Here is a 14,043-nt window from a genome sequence, read left to right as displayed (position 1 = left end):
CTGCTCGAACACCTGCTGGAACAAGAGCACACAGATCGCGCCATGCGCTCGGTGAGCCACCAGATGAACATGGCCAAGCTGCCGATGCACCGCGACCTGGCCGGCTTCGACTTCAGCGCCTCCAGCGCAGACGCTCGTTTGATCAGCGAACTGGCCAGTCTGGCCTTTACCGACACCGCGCAGAACGTGGTGCTGATCGGTGGGCCTGGCACCGGTAAAACCCACCTGGCCACTGCGCTGGCCGTGTCCGGCATCACCCGGCACGGCAAGCGCGTGCGCTTCTACTCCACGGTCGATCTGGTCAATCTGCTGGAGCGCGAAAAGCACGACGGCAAAGCCGGGCGGATCGCCCAAGCTCTGCTGCGCATGGATCTGGTCATCCTCGACGAACTGGGTTATCTGCCCTTCAGCCAGGCCGGCGGTGCGTTGCTGTTTCACCTGCTATCCAAGCTGTACGAACACACCAGCGTGGTGATCACCACCAACCTGAGCTTCGCCGAATGGTCGAGCGTGTTCGGCGACGCCAAGATGACCACCGCCCTGCTGGATCGGCTGACCCACCACTGCCACATCGTCGAAACCGGTAACGAGTCCTATCGCCTGCAACACAGTAGCTTGGCGGCCCAGGCCAAGATCAAATCACGGGAGCGAAAGCGTAAGGGCGGCCAGGAACCGGAGGACGATGAGCCGTTCTGATTTCATGGCGACGACGGCCTGCTACATGGCTGCGTGTGGCAGGTCTTAAACAACTGAACTGGGCTAGCGAAGGAGTGGGGGCAACAGCAGCTGCGCTGGTAGACTTATCCACAGTTGCTGGTAACAAAATCAGCAATCCGCCCTGGGTCAAATTTCAATCGGCAGGGTGGGTCAATTTTCCATCAGCGCCAACACACTAAGCAACCATCAGAAAATTTTGACTGTACGCCAAAAAATTCGCATCTACCAGCATCTAAACAGGCGTTGTTGATTATCATAAAACACTGACACTGTATTATATAATCGTGCTTTTGTGTTATTTTTTTAATATTTACTGATTACGTACTTGCTTAACCACTCAGTTGCGCTAGAATTAATAGACGCGAAATTTAAATCTCTAATTTTCCAACACTTAGTAAAACCTCGTTTGCCATCCCACTACCATTGTAGGAGCAAATCAGGAGACATAAAAAATTAGCGGTAGCGTGCCTGGCCCTCTAGATAAGTATTGGAGACTGTAATGAAGTTTGAAAAGTCACAGACAGCAATCGACCACCTGACTCCCGAGCAACACCGAATTACCCAGGAGGCGGGCACCGAAAGGCCCTTCACGGGCGAGTACAACGACAACAAGGAGCCTGGCATCTACGTCGACATAGTGTCGGGAGAGCCACTGTTCGCTTCGACGGACAAGTTCGATTCGGGTACTGGCTGGCCCAGCTTCACCAAGCCGATCGTTTCGGCAAACGTGAACGAGGTGCGGGACAGCGCACACGGCATGGTCCGGACGGAGGTCAGGTCAGTACACGCAGACAGTCATCTCGGCCATGTGTTCCCCGATGGTCCTTCCGACCGCGGCGGTCTGCGGTACTGCATCAACTCAGCGTCCCTTCGCTTCATCCCGCGCGACGAGATGGAGTCCGAGGGATACGGTGAATATCTCGATCAAGTAGAGGAGGCTTAACATGCATCAGCGCGCTGTTCTCGCAGGAGGATGTTTCTGGGGCATGCAGGATCTGATCCGCAAGCGGCCCGGCATCATCTCGACCCGTGTGGGTTACACGGGCGGCGATATTCCGAACGCCACGTATCGTAATCACGGCACGCATGCCGAGGGGATCGAGATTGTCTTCGACCCGACAGTGACGAGCTACCGGAACATCCTGGAATTCTTCTTCCAGATCCACGATCCGACGACGCTGAACCGCCAGGGCAATGATCGTGGGCTCTCCTACCGGTCGGGCATCTATTATGTCGACGAGGAGCAGAAGCGCGTCGCCGAGGATACGATCGCCGATGTGGATGCCTCGGGGCTGTGGGATGGCAAAGTGGTGACCGAGGTCCAGCCGGTCGGCGAGTTCTGGGAGGCCGAGCCCGATCACCAGGATTATCTGGAGAAGCGCCCGGGCGGCTACACCTGCCACTTCGTCCGTCCCGGCTGGGTGCTTCCGAAGCGCCAAAAGGTTGACGACGTACAGCCAGCGGCCGGGACCGCGGCGGAATAGGCTTCACTGCCGTTGCCACTGCGCCGATCCGGTCCGCAATCTTCGTGACCGCGTCGTTCAGCGACGCGGTCATCGAACCCTACTTCAGAGTGACGGCTCGTTCCAGTCAGTCGCCATCGCAACACCAGGATCGCAGATTTATGCCAGACCTCTCGTCCTTTCCGATCACGCAGCGCTGGCCGGCATCTCATCCCGATCGCCTGCAACTCTACGCAGCCCCTACGCCCAATGGCGTCAAGGTCTCGATCATGCTTGAGGAGACTGGCCTGGCGTACGAGCCCCACCTGATCGACATCTCGAACAACGAGTCGAAGGATCCGGCGTTCGTGTCGCTGAACCCGAACGGACGCATACCGGCGATCATCGATCCGGCTGGCCCTGACGGTAGACCCATCGCCTTATGGGAATCCGGTGCGATCCTCCTCTATCTGGCCGACAAGACGGGTCAGTTCATCTCCACCGAACCAGGCCAGCGTTACGAGACCCTAGCGTGGGTGTTCTTTCAGATGTCGGCCATCGGGCCGATGTTCGGTCAGCTCGGCTTCTTCCTGCGATTTGGCGGCAAGGACTATGAGGACAAGCGGCCGCAACAGCGCTTTATCGACGAATCCACGCGTCTGCTGGGGATTCTGGATCGCCGGCTGGAAGGCCGCGACTGGATCGTCGACGACTATTCGATCGCGGACATCGCGACGCTCGGCTGGGTGAATGCGCTGGTGGAATTCTACGCTGCGGGTGACATCCTTGGCCTCAGCAGCTTTTCGAACGTCCGCGCATGGCTTGGACGCGGGCTGGCTCGACCGGCCGTCCAGCGTGGCCTCCACATTCCCGCGAGGCCAGCATGAGCATCATCGCCGCCTATTATTACAACGAAGGCAAGCGAGTTCGCGAAATCGCGCTCGATGAGCACGTCAAGTTGGGCGAGAGTCGCTCGGGCTTCTGCTGGATCGCGCTTAGCGAACCCACCCCCGAGGAACTACTCGCGATCCAAAGGACATATAATCTTCATCCGTTGGCGATCGACAACGCGATGCACCCGCTGTGCCCGCCCAAGCTCGAGGTCTACAACGATGAGTTGTACGTCGTCGCGCAGACCGCCGAGCTGGTCGGCGACCGGATCAGCTACGGCAAGATGGCGATCTTCACCGGTCACAATCACCTTATCACCGTGCGGCACGGCAATGCCGGAGCGCTGGGCAAACTTCGGGAGCAACTCGAGGCATCGCCGACGCAGTTCGGCAAGGGTGTCGACTATGTGCTGCACGCGATCTTGCATCGCGTGGTCGACCAGTATCTGCCCATCTTCGAAATGATCGAGGACGACGTCCTGGCGATGGAGCGACGGTCGCTGCACGATTTCCTCGGGCCAGAAGAGGTGGCGCGAATCTTCGAACTAAGGTCCGAACTCACGCGGTTCCAGCGCACGCTCGGGGCTATGGCCGAGCTGGTGCGAAAGCTCGTTCGCGGCCACTTTCCCTGCATCAGCGCCGAAATGACACCATATTTCCACGACGTCGCGGACCATGTCCACCGCGTGCAGTCCATGGTCGACGGCCTCCTGCTTGTCCTGTCCACGGTCTTTGAGGCCAGCAGCCTTCTTGAAGCGCAAAGGACGGGGGTGATCACCCGCCAGCTGGCGGCTTGGGCGGCAATACTGGCAGTCCCGACGGCGATCGCTGGAATATACGGCATGAACTTTAAGCACATGCCGGAGCTGGACACGGCCTACGGATACTTTGTCGTGCTCGGAGTGATAGCGATATCGTGCGTTTTCCTATTTGTGCGCTTCAAGAAGGCTAAGTGGCTGTGAATACTGCCCATCGTTTTCTTCGCCGTCATCTGACGGTTACAGCGGGCCTTATACGGAAGCTTGTCCAATCCAACTCAAGATGAAGGTGCGTCCATGACATAGCAGCTGACCGACGCTCTACAAGCAGTTCAGTCCTTCATCGCCAAGGGCTAAGACCGCGAATAGCGCGTCAAGGACAGCAATCTCGTCGATCTCGAGCCAGGATCAACCATCGGTCCGTGCGGCATCTGCGTCGACGCGGCGTTTCGCCTCGGAAGCGGTGATGATGGCGATAACGCCTCCACCCTCTACGCGATCACCGATCCGGCGACCGAGCATAAGGGCCTGTTGATCGACGTGTTCGATGAAATCTGCTACCGCGACCCAGTTCAAGAGTCGGGACCTCAATGTAGAAGAAGTTGACTAACGAGCATTCGCGTCATCCGATCAAGCAAGCTGGAGACATTTATGAAAGCCATTGGTTACAAGGTTCCGGGACCCATCGCCGCGGATGCCGCGCTGGTCGACATCAATCTGCCTCGGCCTGTCGCTGCAGGATACGATATCCTGGTTGAGGTGAAGGCCGTCTCGGTCAACCCGGTCGACTACAAGGTCCGCAACAGCACGCCGCCGGCAGATGGCGATTGGAAGGTGCTGGGATGGGATGCCGCCGGGATTGTGCGCGAGGTCGGCCCCGACGTCACGCAGTTCGAGTTAGGCGACGAGGTCTATTATGCCGGATCGATCACACGGCCCGGTACCAATGCGGAGTTCCATCTCGTCGACGCCCGGATTGTCGGTCACAAACCTGCGTCGCTCTCCTGGGCGGAAGCGGCGGCGCTGCCGCTGACGACGTTGACGGCCTGGGAGGCGATGTTCGACCGCCTGGACGTGGCGAAGCCCGTACCCGGTGCGGCGGAGGCGATCCTCATCATCGGTGGCGCGGGCGGGGTTGGGTCGATCGCCGTCCAGATCGCGCGACAGCGCACGGACCTCACCGTCATCGCCACAGCCTCTCGACCGGAAACCCAAGAGTGGGTAAGAGGGCTTGGAGCTCACCACGTCATCGACCATTCTCGTCCGCTCGCGCCACAGATCGCCGAACTCGGCATCGGTGCTCCCGCTTTCGTCTTTTCGACCACACATACCGAGCAACATGTCGCCGACATCGCCGAACTGATCGCCCCACAAGGACGGTTCGGACTGATCGACGATCCCAAGGCATTCGATATCATGGTTTTCAAGCGCAAGGCGGTGTCGATCCACCACGAGCTGATGTTCACGCGGTCGATCTACGGCACGCCCGACATGAATGAGCAGGGCGAGATTCTGGATGCGATGGCAGCGCTGGTTGACGACGGCAAAATCCGCACGACGCTGACCCGGCGACTGTCGCCGATCAATGCCGCCAATCTGAAGACGGTGCATGCACTGATCGAAAGTGGCGCGGCTAAAGGCAAGATCGTCCTCGAAGGCTTCTAACGACCGCGATCGCCAAACATCTTGTCCAACCTCAAAAAGCCGAACGGGTTATGCCCCAGCGATGAGAATCCCATGACCAAATCTATTGCCACCGCCTCGATCAACCGCGAAACCGCAGTCGCCCTCATCGACGCGGCGCTCGCTGCGGCCCGTGCCATCGGCATCCCGGCTGCCGTCGCCGTCGTCGACGCCACCGGTAACCTGCGCGCGTTCGAGCGCACCGACGATGCGCCGTTCCTTACCGTCGATGTTGCCATCGACAAGGCCTGGAGTTCCGCCTCGTTTGGGTTCCCGACCCATGTCTGGAACGACTATGTGACCAACGATCCAAAAGTGGCGCCGCTAGCCTATCGCCCTCGGATGGTCGCTGTCGGCGGCGGTTATCCGATTCTGGAGGATGGGAAGTTGATCGGCGGCATAGGCATCTCCGGAGGCAACTATCAGCAGGATCAGGATGCGTGCGTCGAGGCACTCATGAAAATCGGGTTCCAGTTGCCAGCCTGACGACTGTGAGGCCATCACCGGTGGTAATGGCCAACAGATCCAACCTTTGAGAGGCCTAATGATGGAAGCGTTCGTCGTCTTTACGCGGGAAGAAACCAGCGACCCACATGCACTCGCAACCTATTCTGCAGGCGTCGGACCATCGTTCGATGGTCACGACGTTACCTTTCTCGCCGCTTATGGCGCGATCCAGCATTTGGAGGGGCCGCCCATCGAAGGGGCCGTAATCTTGCGTTTCCCGACGATGCAGGCCGCTCGCGACTGGTATGACAGTCCCGCCTACCAAACCATCGCTGCTCATCGCTTTGCCGGTTCCCGTTACCGCGCCTTTATCATTGAAGGGCGGCGGTGACATACCGACAGAAGCACTTCGGCGCTGACCACGAGGTATCGGCGTGTGAACTCGCATCTTGGGAATCTGTGGGGGGGACCAAGACAGCGGCGCTAGGGGCTCATATCGTCGATCGGATCAGAGAGTTGCTCGGCGAGAATGGGTTATCTATTGCCGAGCTGACGGAGCGGAGCCGCCCTCTCCCAACGGATTGATTCAATCGTTGACGCTCCTCCTATCCGGATCCGGGTTTTCGCACGCTGATCAACAGAGTTACAGCGCGCAACGCCTGTAGTGGGCATCAGGGGATGGGTGGCAATCAGGATGATTGCCCACCTTCCAACGATTAACCTTGCTCAAGTTGCTTCACTAGTCGCTCCGCGTCGAGATGGAAGTCCGAGAAAACAATGCTACCGCCAGCGTCGATAACCGTAAACCACGGAGTTCCTCGTGTGCGGTAGTCTTCCATGAAGGTTGGAAACGGCGAGCCGGTCGGTTGCTCGTCGTGACCGAAAACGATAGGAAGCTCATACTTGAGCTGGTTCACGCGCAACTTCTCGAAGGTATTCTCATGCGTTCCTTCGAAGACGGTCTGGATCACTGCGAACCCCACGTCTTTTGAGCTCAACGCTGCATGCAACTTTTGTAGCGTCGGAAACCCATGCAAATGGCAACCTTGGCACCAATGCTGGAAGGCAAACAAGATTTTCGGGCCGGGCCCGATATCTGACAGTTTGAACGGCGCGATACTTTCCCCATCTTTGCCAATCCATTTTTGCACCCGCAGCTCAGGCGCTTGTCGTTCGATCTCGTTCATCTGATCCTCCAACCCCGATACAGAAGCTTAGTGGATGATCGCGCGTCGCGACGGTGCGCGAACGTCCGACCTTATTTTCCCTATTTCCTGAAGCCAGAATAGATCAGATCGACATTTCGTCCTTAATATACTCAAGCTGCCGGCGAGCGCGAACTGGGCAACCATGCGCTGGTGAGCCTTGAGCTTTGCACGCTGCCCATCCGTTTGAGAGCGAACCTGCAACTTCCGCTCCGCATACCGCAGATCAGCGTACGCAGCCTTGGGGTTATCTACCCTATAGCCATTGGGTATTGGGAATCATGCTGGCCTGACGCTATGTTCGATACGCGATTTTTTACGATGATAGAGCATCTGTATCTGATTTTTAGTCGATTGGCTTATTCGGCGGATGTGCGGGCAAATGCTTTACGCAGAGTACTGAAATGAAGGCCGGCTTCGGTCTGCCGTATCGAGCAAGAGGGGTCACTATGGTCACCAGAGGTTTCACCGGTCGCGGTTCAGGCGACCAGTCCGATCGGATTCCGCCAGGTCAGCATCTGGTGGAGGATTTCCCTGTTCTGTCGGCCGGCCCTACGCCGAGGGTAGAGCCCTCCGACTGGAAATTCACAGTCAAAATTGGTCCGAAGCCCGTCAAAACGTGGAATTGGGGCGAATTCAACACTCTACCAAAGACCCAGGTGACAAAGGATATTCACTGCGTCACCTCTTGGTCCAAACTGGATACCGTTTGGGAGGGTGTACTCATTGAAGACATCCTTGCAGATGCAGAGCTTGATCGGCCTACCGATTTCGTCTTGGCGCACTGCTACGATAATTATTCGACAAACGTCCCTCTGACGGATCTGCTTTCCGGGAAAGCGATGGTCGCCCTCAGTTATGCGGGCAAGCCACTTTCCCGCGATCATGGGGGGCCGGCGCGTCTTCTAGTGCCGCACCTTTACTTCTGGAAATCCGCCAAATGGGTGAATGCGCTGCAATTCACGACGCGTGACGAGGCCGGCTTTTGGGAGCTGCACGGCTATCACATCTACGGCGATCCGTGGCGCGAACAACGATACACCCATGACTGAAAACGAAGCGCAAGTCCGTTCGTGGCAATCATGCGTGATCGACGACATCATCCAGCAAACACCGAGTATCAAGAGCTTCTTCCTTCGGTTGAGCAAGCCGTTCGCGCACACCGCAGGTCAGCACGTCGATATCCGGCTGACCGCGCCCGACGGCTACAGTGCAATGCGCAGCTACTCGATCGCGTCATCGGCAGTTTCGACCCCGATCGTCGAGATAGCTATCGAGCGCATGCCGGATGCCGAAGTTTCGCCGTTTTTTCACGACATCGCGGCGATTGGTGACGAAATCGAAGTTCGCGGTCCGCTCGGTGGCCATTTCCTTTGGCCTGAGCCTGCCATAGATCCGGTTCTGTTGATCGGGGGAGGCTCCGGCCTCGTGCCGTTGATGGCAATGATCCGGCAGCGCCGCGCATTGGCCCAAGCCGTTCCGACAGCGTTGCTCCTGTCCGCACGAACCGCCGAGGACGTTCTCTTCTCAGAAGAACTTCATTGCATCGAAATCAGCGATCCGGCGTTCGTCCTGGCGCTCGCGATTACGCGCGAGAAACCGGTTCGCGCATCGGACTTTGCGCGACGGATCGACGGCATGATGGTCCAAGAAATTCTAACCAGGCTTCAGGGAAAGCCGACGCAAGTGTTCGTCTGCGGGTCTAACGGATTCGTCAACATCGCAACCGATAGCGCGCTGCTGGCGGGCTTGGACGCCTCCATCATCAAGACGGAGCGCTACGGGGGCTAGCGGCGCGAGCTATCTCACGTCGCGCCGATCGTAGACGTGCGCCCTGGGAAGCTTTGGCGATCAACGTGAACCGTTTTGCCGAACACAGTCTTCGTACCCCCCGGCCTCTAGAACGCCTTCGCTCGCGATACCTGGCTCGACATCAAGCTCAATTTGAAAGTTCCTGCACTATCCGTCGTCCTGATATGCTCGACCAGCATGATGGGCGATTCGAGCGGGACCGCTTCCGTCCCAATCGAGGCTCGGTTACCTTAGAGCATCGGCTCGGCGCTACAGGAGGCGCGTGCGGCCTCTGCCTGGCGGTGAAAGCACTTTGGGCCATGTCGCCTGGATAGCGGCCAATCGTCAGCATCTGCTCCGATGTCGGCCAAGGTGCAGTCGCCATCTTTGAACGCCGCGAATTGGAGATCAACGCCATGACAGCGATCCGCGTGCAACTGCCGGAGATGCAATATGACAACTGATGTATTGCTGTACACCACGAATTGGTGCCCGTTCTGCCGCCGAGCGAAGGCGCTCCTCAAGGAAAAGGGCGTGCGATGGAAGGAGCTCGATATTGAGGCGGATCCGGCTCACCGGCAGGCCATGGCGGAAGCGTCGGGGCGAAGCTCCGTGCCGCAGATCTTCATCAATGGCACCCTTATCGGTGGCTCCGATGAGCTATTCGCGCTCGATGTCAGAGGCGAGCTCGACAAACTTCTCGGGCGCAACCCGCCTGCCACCTGAGGAGGTGCGGCTTGGGGCAGCCAGCCCGCGAGCCTTCGCCGGTTGATGAATACAAAAGGAGAGTCCGTTGGTCTCAGCCATCTGGAAAGACACTACTATCGCCACAAGCGACGAAACAGTCATCGTCGAGGGAAATCACTACTTCCCACCGTCAGGAGTCGACCTGAGCCTGCTTGAGATGAGCCCGCACACATCTGTCTGTCCGATCAAAGGCGCCGCGCGCTTCTTTCATGTTCGCGCGGGTGACGCGCTCAACGTGAACGCCGCTTGGACCTATCCCGCCCCCACTCCGGATGCCGAGGGTATCCGGGATTACATCGCTTTCTGGAAAGGCGTGGACGTTGCCTAGCAGACTGGACGGACGACTTCGCTGATAGCCATGCGGGCGCCGACATCTCAATTATCCTGCCCACCCCGGGCCTCGTCGGCTGCAGGAATCTGCCCGGCACCTTAGCGCGACCCGGCACTGGCGGTCTCGCACCCGCCGCGCCTCTGTTCTATCAATAAGGATGGATGACATGGAGCATTCCGAGTTCGATGCCGCTTTCGCGAAGCTTGCGGAGGGATACAGAGAAGGGACTTATGAAGGCCGGCGTTTCAGCTTGATCGTCCGGCGATCTGGGGACGGACGTCGCAACAGTCTGTTCGCCAGGGAGTTGGACGGGACTGACATTGTCAGCTTCAACCTCTTCCGCGTTACATCAGATAGGACATTGTTGAAGCCGTGCGAAATGTCCGCCGAAAAGGTCGTAGCGTTCGTGCTGGAGTTCCGACCGGACACCTGACGGGCAGAAGAAGATCCCGGCCAACCGGCGCGCCTGCGACGGCCGGCTATCTAAGGCTGCGCAAGCCTATAGCCGCAGCTCATTGCACTTCGTCTGGCGAGGAATTCAACATCGATACGTCGCCATCCGCGGGGATATCGGTACAGGCGCCCGTGTAAGCCAGATTGAGAAATCCTAAGCGATGACTAACACCAATGACGCCACCCTTCCGACACATTCTATTCTTGAGGAATGCACAGCGATGGCTGTCGTCAACGCTCTGAAGATTATTCTGAAGAACAGCTACGCGATCTACCTTAAGACAAAAAATGCCACTCGGGCGCATCCCGCCCCTACTTCAGGGACTTTCACTTGCTTCTCGCTCTGTCACTCACAGCATCGGCACGCCCATGACGCATGGTATCCAGGCCTCATAATTTTCCCATATAACCTTCTTGTCTTTTGCGCACCCAGAAAGACTCGAGGCTTTAACTGGACAGATGAGCCCTCGAGGGTAGTGTTCACCTGATTGGCTTTCTCATATCTGATGTTGATTCGCACAGTGTGCCAACCAGGTGATAGTTTCAAAAAACCTGCGCTTCAGAGCGAATTAGACGATCTTCGATAAGAGCGATCCGCCTCAAAATCCAAAACATCTAACATTGTCCTAGAGCCATATTTGTACCTAGTACTATGGCGCTCCCATTAACACATTTGATGATGCACAGAAAACTTAGCTCATGATAGCTTTCAGCTAACAGCTATTCGGAAGCCCGAAAGGATTCAACCGTTTAAGCGTGAACCGTCGATTATAAATACTTTCGTAAGTTAGCTTTAAAGGACGCTTTTAGTCCTTGTAAATACGCATTACGACTCCACAGCTACCAAATCCATACGGCGCCAGCAACCATTAAAACACCCGACACTACTAAAACAATAGTAGAGGCGCGATTGCTGCCTTTCAAAGTATGACCAACACCCACATCCATAACTAGGTGTCGAATTCCGGCTACGAGATGATAAATAAATGAAGAGTATACCAACCAGAAACTAACTTTGCCGAAAGGTGAAGAAAAAATCTCCTTGACTTCATTAAAACCCTTTTCTGACTCCAACGATTTGCTCAGCATATACAGTATCAGTCCCAGAAAAATAAAGAGCATAATTCCTGAAATCCGGTGCAGAATCGATGTAAGCGCCGTGAGAGGAAGCTGAATGGTTCGAATATCAAGATTAACCGGCCGCTTTTTATTCATTTTGACTCCAGTCAACAATTCTAGTGGGGGATTTCAGTTTTCGATCTCATTCATCATAGCAGCTGTAACTAAGGCTGGCGGCGACAATAATGGAGATATTCGGGGCTTACGTTGCATTTTGAGGTCGCAAGTGCATGTGCGTAAATTGAAGCAAATTGCAAGGTTATGCCCAATAGGTAGCTAGCTTATTAATTTAACAAAAGTGACGTGTGTCGTTCTGCAGGGCATGCTGTTCCCCCAATGTCATCAACTTTGGAAATTATCCATAAATATCATATAATTAGCGCTCAAATCAGTGCATGGGAGAAGCCCTTTTGACTACCTATACCGCATCGCTTGACACCGCCAGCCAAACCCTGGCTTGAAAATTGTACAAAAAATAACCAGCCCGCTCGATTGTCCCGCCTTCATCGCCGCCCACCGCCAGAATCCTCAAGACTTTACCCGCCGACGCCAGCTCACCTTCAAGAACCTCGTCCTGTTCCTGCTCAATCAGCCGCGCACGGCCCTGCAAACCGAACTCGATCAGTTCTATCGCGTACTCAATCAGGCGTCGACTGAGACGCAAATGGTCACTGCGCAGGCCTTCTGCAAAGCGCGCAAAAAGCTCAACCCCGAGGTATTTGAAAGTCTCAATCGCCTCCTGCAGCAACAAATTGACTGCTTCGGGCTGCGTCAGAAGTGGCGTGGGCTGAGGGTGCTCGCGGTGGATGGCTCGACCGTGCATTTACCCCTGGAGTCGACCATGGCGACCTTCTTTGGCAGTCACTCTGGCTTTCCCATGGCTCGCTTGTCCACACTCTACGAAGTCGCTGACGGTCAAACCTTGCATAGCCTGATCGTGCCCCTGACCGTCGGCGAGCGCGACTGTGCCCATCTGCACCTTGAGCACCTGCCGGCTGACAGCCTGACGCTGTTTGACCGTGGTTACCCTGGGCACTGGTTATTCGCGCTGTTCGCGCAGCAACAGCGGCACTTTCTGATGCGCCTGCCCTGTGGCTATAACGCCCAGGTCAAAGCGTTTCTACACTCTGGCCAAGTTGAAGACACACAGCTTTTCGTGGCCAACCATCCTGAAGCACGTCTGTTCTGCTCCGAGGCTGGCGTTGATCCTGCCAGCCAGATCGAGCTGAGACTGATCCGGGTCGAGTTGGCCAACGGCGAAAGCGAAGTATTGCTGACCTCGCTGCTGGATCGAGAAGCCTTTCCCGCTGAGGTGTTTGCCGAGCTTTACCACCGCCGCTGGGGCATCGAAACCGATTTCCGTCGCCTCAAACAAACCCTGACGCTGGACAACTTCAGCGGCCGCAGCGTGACCGCTGTAAAGCAGGACTTTCATGCCGCTCAACTGTTGAAGAACCTGGCGCTGTTGATGCAGCACCTGCTACAGCCGGTCATCGAACAGCGCCACAAAGGTCGCAAGCTGCGATGGAAAGTCAACTTCACCCAAGGCGTGTCACGGCTCAAAAATACCCTGGTCGAGCTGCTGGTGCGGCACTGTGCTCAGGGGCTGAGCAATGTGCTGGCCTTGATGGCTAAAAGCCTCAGTGCCGTACGCTCAGGCCGTAGCTTTGCGCGCCAACGCAAACGCGCAGCCAGCCGAGGTTGTGAGGGCTACAAACCGACGCGCTGAAGAAACACCACCGCCCAACCTCCGTGCAAAAAAGCTGGCCACAAGCGGTCGGCATAGGCTCGTCCGGAGAACGAGAAATCTCGCCTAGACAGCCGGAACAGACGATGATCACATCACCGCCAGCCCAGCTAGACCGCCTGATTGAGCGGCAGAGGCCTGGTCATCGCCCGACGGCCATGGCGGCTGGCTGCTTCGGGGGGCTTGCCTTGGGCAGGGCTGCAGCTTAGGTTGATGACATTGGCTGTTCCCCAACCCTGGAAAACCTATCCTCTTTAACACGTCAAAGTCGATTGATAGGCTTGCTGCAACAGCTATCTGCCCGGTTGAAGTCGAAGATCGATGTATCTGTAGGGTTTGGAAATAAATGCGGGCGCCCACCGCACTCACGGCTCAGTTACCATTCTTTGTGCATCGCGGCCGCGCGGCTAGTTGGTAGCTGTTCTAAGCCTAGTCAGTGCCGCCCTTCGCCCCAAGCCCCATAGTCAGATTTGAGAAATGACAGTAGGCGATGCCGCAACGCGCTTCATCGACCTATGTAAAACGACTCCTTTATCGAAATAGTGCACTCATCGCTCTCCACGGCGATCCCTTCATCGCGAATTGCACCGCCCAAGACGATCTGCACTGAAATCAATATGATCTTGCCCAGCAGCCGTGGACACGGGTTTAAGCACACATCCTGGCCTCGAAGGCCTCTGGGCTGATGTGCCCCAGCGTGCTGTGTCGCCGCT

General features: G+C 56.8%; 17 protein-coding genes. 14 read left to right on the top strand and 3 right to left on the bottom strand.

What is annotated here, in order from left to right; translation table 11 throughout:
* The 5 genes from istB to EC839_RS23730 form a co-directional block, all read left to right on the top strand.
* On the top strand, positions 1-696 hold a 696-nt coding region (gene istB, locus EC839_RS23750), incomplete at its 5' end, for an IS21-like element ISPst3 family helper ATPase IstB (protein ID WP_132833211.1).
* Between the two features lie 520 nt (positions 697-1,216).
* On the top strand, positions 1,217-1,660 hold the full coding sequence (gene msrB, locus EC839_RS23745) for a peptide-methionine (R)-S-oxide reductase MsrB (protein WP_003464965.1): 444 nt from the start codon (positions 1,217-1,219) through the stop codon (positions 1,658-1,660).
* A 1-nt stretch (position 1,661) separates the two neighbouring features.
* Entirely contained in the window at positions 1,662-2,201 is a 540-nt protein-coding gene (gene msrA / locus EC839_RS23740) for a peptide-methionine (S)-S-oxide reductase MsrA (RefSeq protein ID WP_003464967.1), read from the top strand.
* 140 nt (positions 2,202-2,341) lie between these two features.
* Positions 2,342-3,046, top strand: a complete 705-nt coding sequence (locus EC839_RS23735) for a glutathione S-transferase N-terminal domain-containing protein (RefSeq protein ID WP_003464969.1) — start codon at positions 2,342-2,344, stop codon at positions 3,044-3,046.
* Positions 3,043-4,011: a magnesium and cobalt transport protein CorA gene (locus EC839_RS23730; protein WP_003464971.1), complete on the top strand. Its 969-nt coding sequence runs from the start codon at positions 3,043-3,045 to the stop codon at positions 4,009-4,011. Before EC839_RS23735 ends, EC839_RS23730 begins: the two co-directional genes overlap by 4 nt.
* A gap of 204 nt (positions 4,012-4,215) precedes the next feature.
* Here the strand turns inward: EC839_RS23730 and EC839_RS24375 are convergent, their stop codons facing one another.
* Positions 4,216-4,383, bottom strand: a complete 168-nt coding sequence (locus tag EC839_RS24375) for a hypothetical protein (protein ID WP_016487060.1) — start codon at positions 4,381-4,383, stop codon at positions 4,216-4,218.
* Between the two features lie 75 nt (positions 4,384-4,458).
* On the opposite strand from EC839_RS24375, the gene EC839_RS23725 reads away from it, so the two are divergent.
* The 3 genes from EC839_RS23725 (at position 4,459) to EC839_RS23715 (ending at position 6,328) form a co-directional block, all read left to right on the top strand.
* Positions 4,459-5,472, top strand: coding sequence for a zinc-binding alcohol dehydrogenase family protein (locus EC839_RS23725; protein ID WP_002118279.1), 1,014 nt, complete (start codon positions 4,459-4,461; stop codon positions 5,470-5,472).
* Positions 5,473-5,544: 72 nt separating this feature from the next.
* On the top strand, positions 5,545-5,976 hold the full coding sequence (locus EC839_RS23720) for a heme-binding protein (RefSeq protein WP_005006001.1): 432 nt from the start codon (positions 5,545-5,547) through the stop codon (positions 5,974-5,976).
* 58 nt (positions 5,977-6,034) lie between these two features.
* Entirely contained in the window at positions 6,035-6,328 is a 294-nt protein-coding gene (locus EC839_RS23715; protein ID WP_003464978.1) for a DUF1330 domain-containing protein, read from the top strand.
* Positions 6,329-6,653: 325 nt separating this feature from the next.
* Here EC839_RS23715 and EC839_RS23705 read toward each other — a convergent pair whose 3' ends face one another.
* The gene (locus EC839_RS23705; RefSeq protein WP_003464979.1) at positions 6,654-7,124 is read right to left on the bottom strand and encodes a hypothetical protein; all 471 of its coding nucleotides are present in this window, start codon (positions 7,122-7,124) and stop codon (positions 6,654-6,656) included.
* Positions 7,125-7,591: 467 nt separating this feature from the next.
* On the opposite strand from EC839_RS23705, the gene EC839_RS23700 reads away from it, so the two are divergent.
* The 5 genes from EC839_RS23700 to EC839_RS23680 all read left to right on the top strand — a co-directional run bounded on the left by EC839_RS23700 (position 7,592) and on the right by EC839_RS23680 (position 10,444).
* Positions 7,592-8,194 (top strand): sulfite oxidase-like oxidoreductase, encoded by a 603-nt coding sequence (locus tag EC839_RS23700; protein WP_003464980.1) that lies wholly within the window; start codon positions 7,592-7,594, stop codon positions 8,192-8,194.
* Positions 8,187-8,933, top strand: a complete 747-nt coding sequence (locus EC839_RS23695; RefSeq protein ID WP_002118292.1) for a ferredoxin reductase — start codon at positions 8,187-8,189, stop codon at positions 8,931-8,933. The genes EC839_RS23700 and EC839_RS23695 overlap by 8 nt, the downstream gene beginning before the upstream one ends.
* A gap of 453 nt (positions 8,934-9,386) precedes the next feature.
* The gene (gene grxC, locus EC839_RS23690) at positions 9,387-9,659 is read left to right on the top strand and encodes a glutaredoxin 3 (protein WP_005005995.1); all 273 of its coding nucleotides are present in this window, start codon (positions 9,387-9,389) and stop codon (positions 9,657-9,659) included.
* A gap of 67 nt (positions 9,660-9,726) precedes the next feature.
* A complete protein-coding gene (locus EC839_RS23685) occupies positions 9,727-10,008 on the top strand; it encodes a DUF427 domain-containing protein (RefSeq protein ID WP_003464986.1) in 282 nt (93 codons plus the stop codon).
* 169 nt (positions 10,009-10,177) lie between these two features.
* The gene (locus EC839_RS23680) at positions 10,178-10,444 is read left to right on the top strand and encodes a hypothetical protein (protein WP_003464988.1); all 267 of its coding nucleotides are present in this window, start codon (positions 10,178-10,180) and stop codon (positions 10,442-10,444) included.
* An 860-nt stretch (positions 10,445-11,304) separates the two neighbouring features.
* Here the strand turns inward: EC839_RS23680 and sdhC are convergent.
* Positions 11,305-11,679, bottom strand: a complete 375-nt coding sequence (gene sdhC / locus EC839_RS23670) for a succinate dehydrogenase, cytochrome b556 subunit (RefSeq protein WP_005005993.1) — start codon at positions 11,677-11,679, stop codon at positions 11,305-11,307.
* Positions 11,680-12,040: 361 nt separating this feature from the next.
* On the opposite strand from sdhC, the gene EC839_RS23665 reads away from it, so the two are divergent.
* Entirely contained in the window at positions 12,041-13,312 is a 1,272-nt protein-coding gene (locus EC839_RS23665) for an IS4-like element ISPa1635 family transposase (protein ID WP_004423958.1), read from the top strand.
* Positions 13,313-14,043: the final 731 nt, after the last annotated feature.

This window comes from Pseudomonas sp. JUb52, from assembly GCF_004341115.1.
GTDB lineage: Bacteria > Pseudomonadota > Gammaproteobacteria > Pseudomonadales > Pseudomonadaceae > Chryseomonas > Chryseomonas oryzihabitans.
The sequence above is the reverse complement of the archived record's forward strand: the minus strand, read 5'-3'. Positions and strand labels throughout refer to the sequence as shown.

Bases quoted from the DNA above. Each gene is read 5' to 3' on its own strand.
- msrB (WP_003464965.1), top strand. From the start codon at position 1,217: ATGAAGTTTGAAAAGTCACAGACAGCAATCGACCACCTGACTCCCGAG.
- msrA (WP_003464967.1), top strand. From the start codon at position 1,662: ATGCATCAGCGCGCTGTTCTCGCAGGAGGATGTTTCTGGGGCATGCAG.
- EC839_RS23735 (WP_003464969.1), top strand. From the start codon at position 2,342: ATGCCAGACCTCTCGTCCTTTCCGATCACGCAGCGCTGGCCGGCATCT.
- EC839_RS23730 (WP_003464971.1), top strand. From the start codon at position 3,043: ATGAGCATCATCGCCGCCTATTATTACAACGAAGGCAAGCGAGTTCGC.
- EC839_RS23725 (WP_002118279.1), top strand. From the start codon at position 4,459: ATGAAAGCCATTGGTTACAAGGTTCCGGGACCCATCGCCGCGGATGCC.
- EC839_RS23720 (WP_005006001.1), top strand. From the start codon at position 5,545: ATGACCAAATCTATTGCCACCGCCTCGATCAACCGCGAAACCGCAGTC.
- EC839_RS23715 (WP_003464978.1), top strand. From the start codon at position 6,035: ATGATGGAAGCGTTCGTCGTCTTTACGCGGGAAGAAACCAGCGACCCA.
- EC839_RS23705 (WP_003464979.1), bottom strand. From the start codon at position 7,124: ATGAACGAGATCGAACGACAAGCGCCTGAGCTGCGGGTGCAAAAATGG.
- EC839_RS23700 (WP_003464980.1), top strand. From the start codon at position 7,592: ATGGTCACCAGAGGTTTCACCGGTCGCGGTTCAGGCGACCAGTCCGAT.
- EC839_RS23695 (WP_002118292.1), top strand. From the start codon at position 8,187: ATGACTGAAAACGAAGCGCAAGTCCGTTCGTGGCAATCATGCGTGATC.
- grxC (WP_005005995.1), top strand. From the start codon at position 9,387: ATGACAACTGATGTATTGCTGTACACCACGAATTGGTGCCCGTTCTGC.
- EC839_RS23680 (WP_003464988.1), top strand. From the start codon at position 10,178: ATGGAGCATTCCGAGTTCGATGCCGCTTTCGCGAAGCTTGCGGAGGGA.
- sdhC (WP_005005993.1), bottom strand. From the start codon at position 11,679: ATGAATAAAAAGCGGCCGGTTAATCTTGATATTCGAACCATTCAGCTT.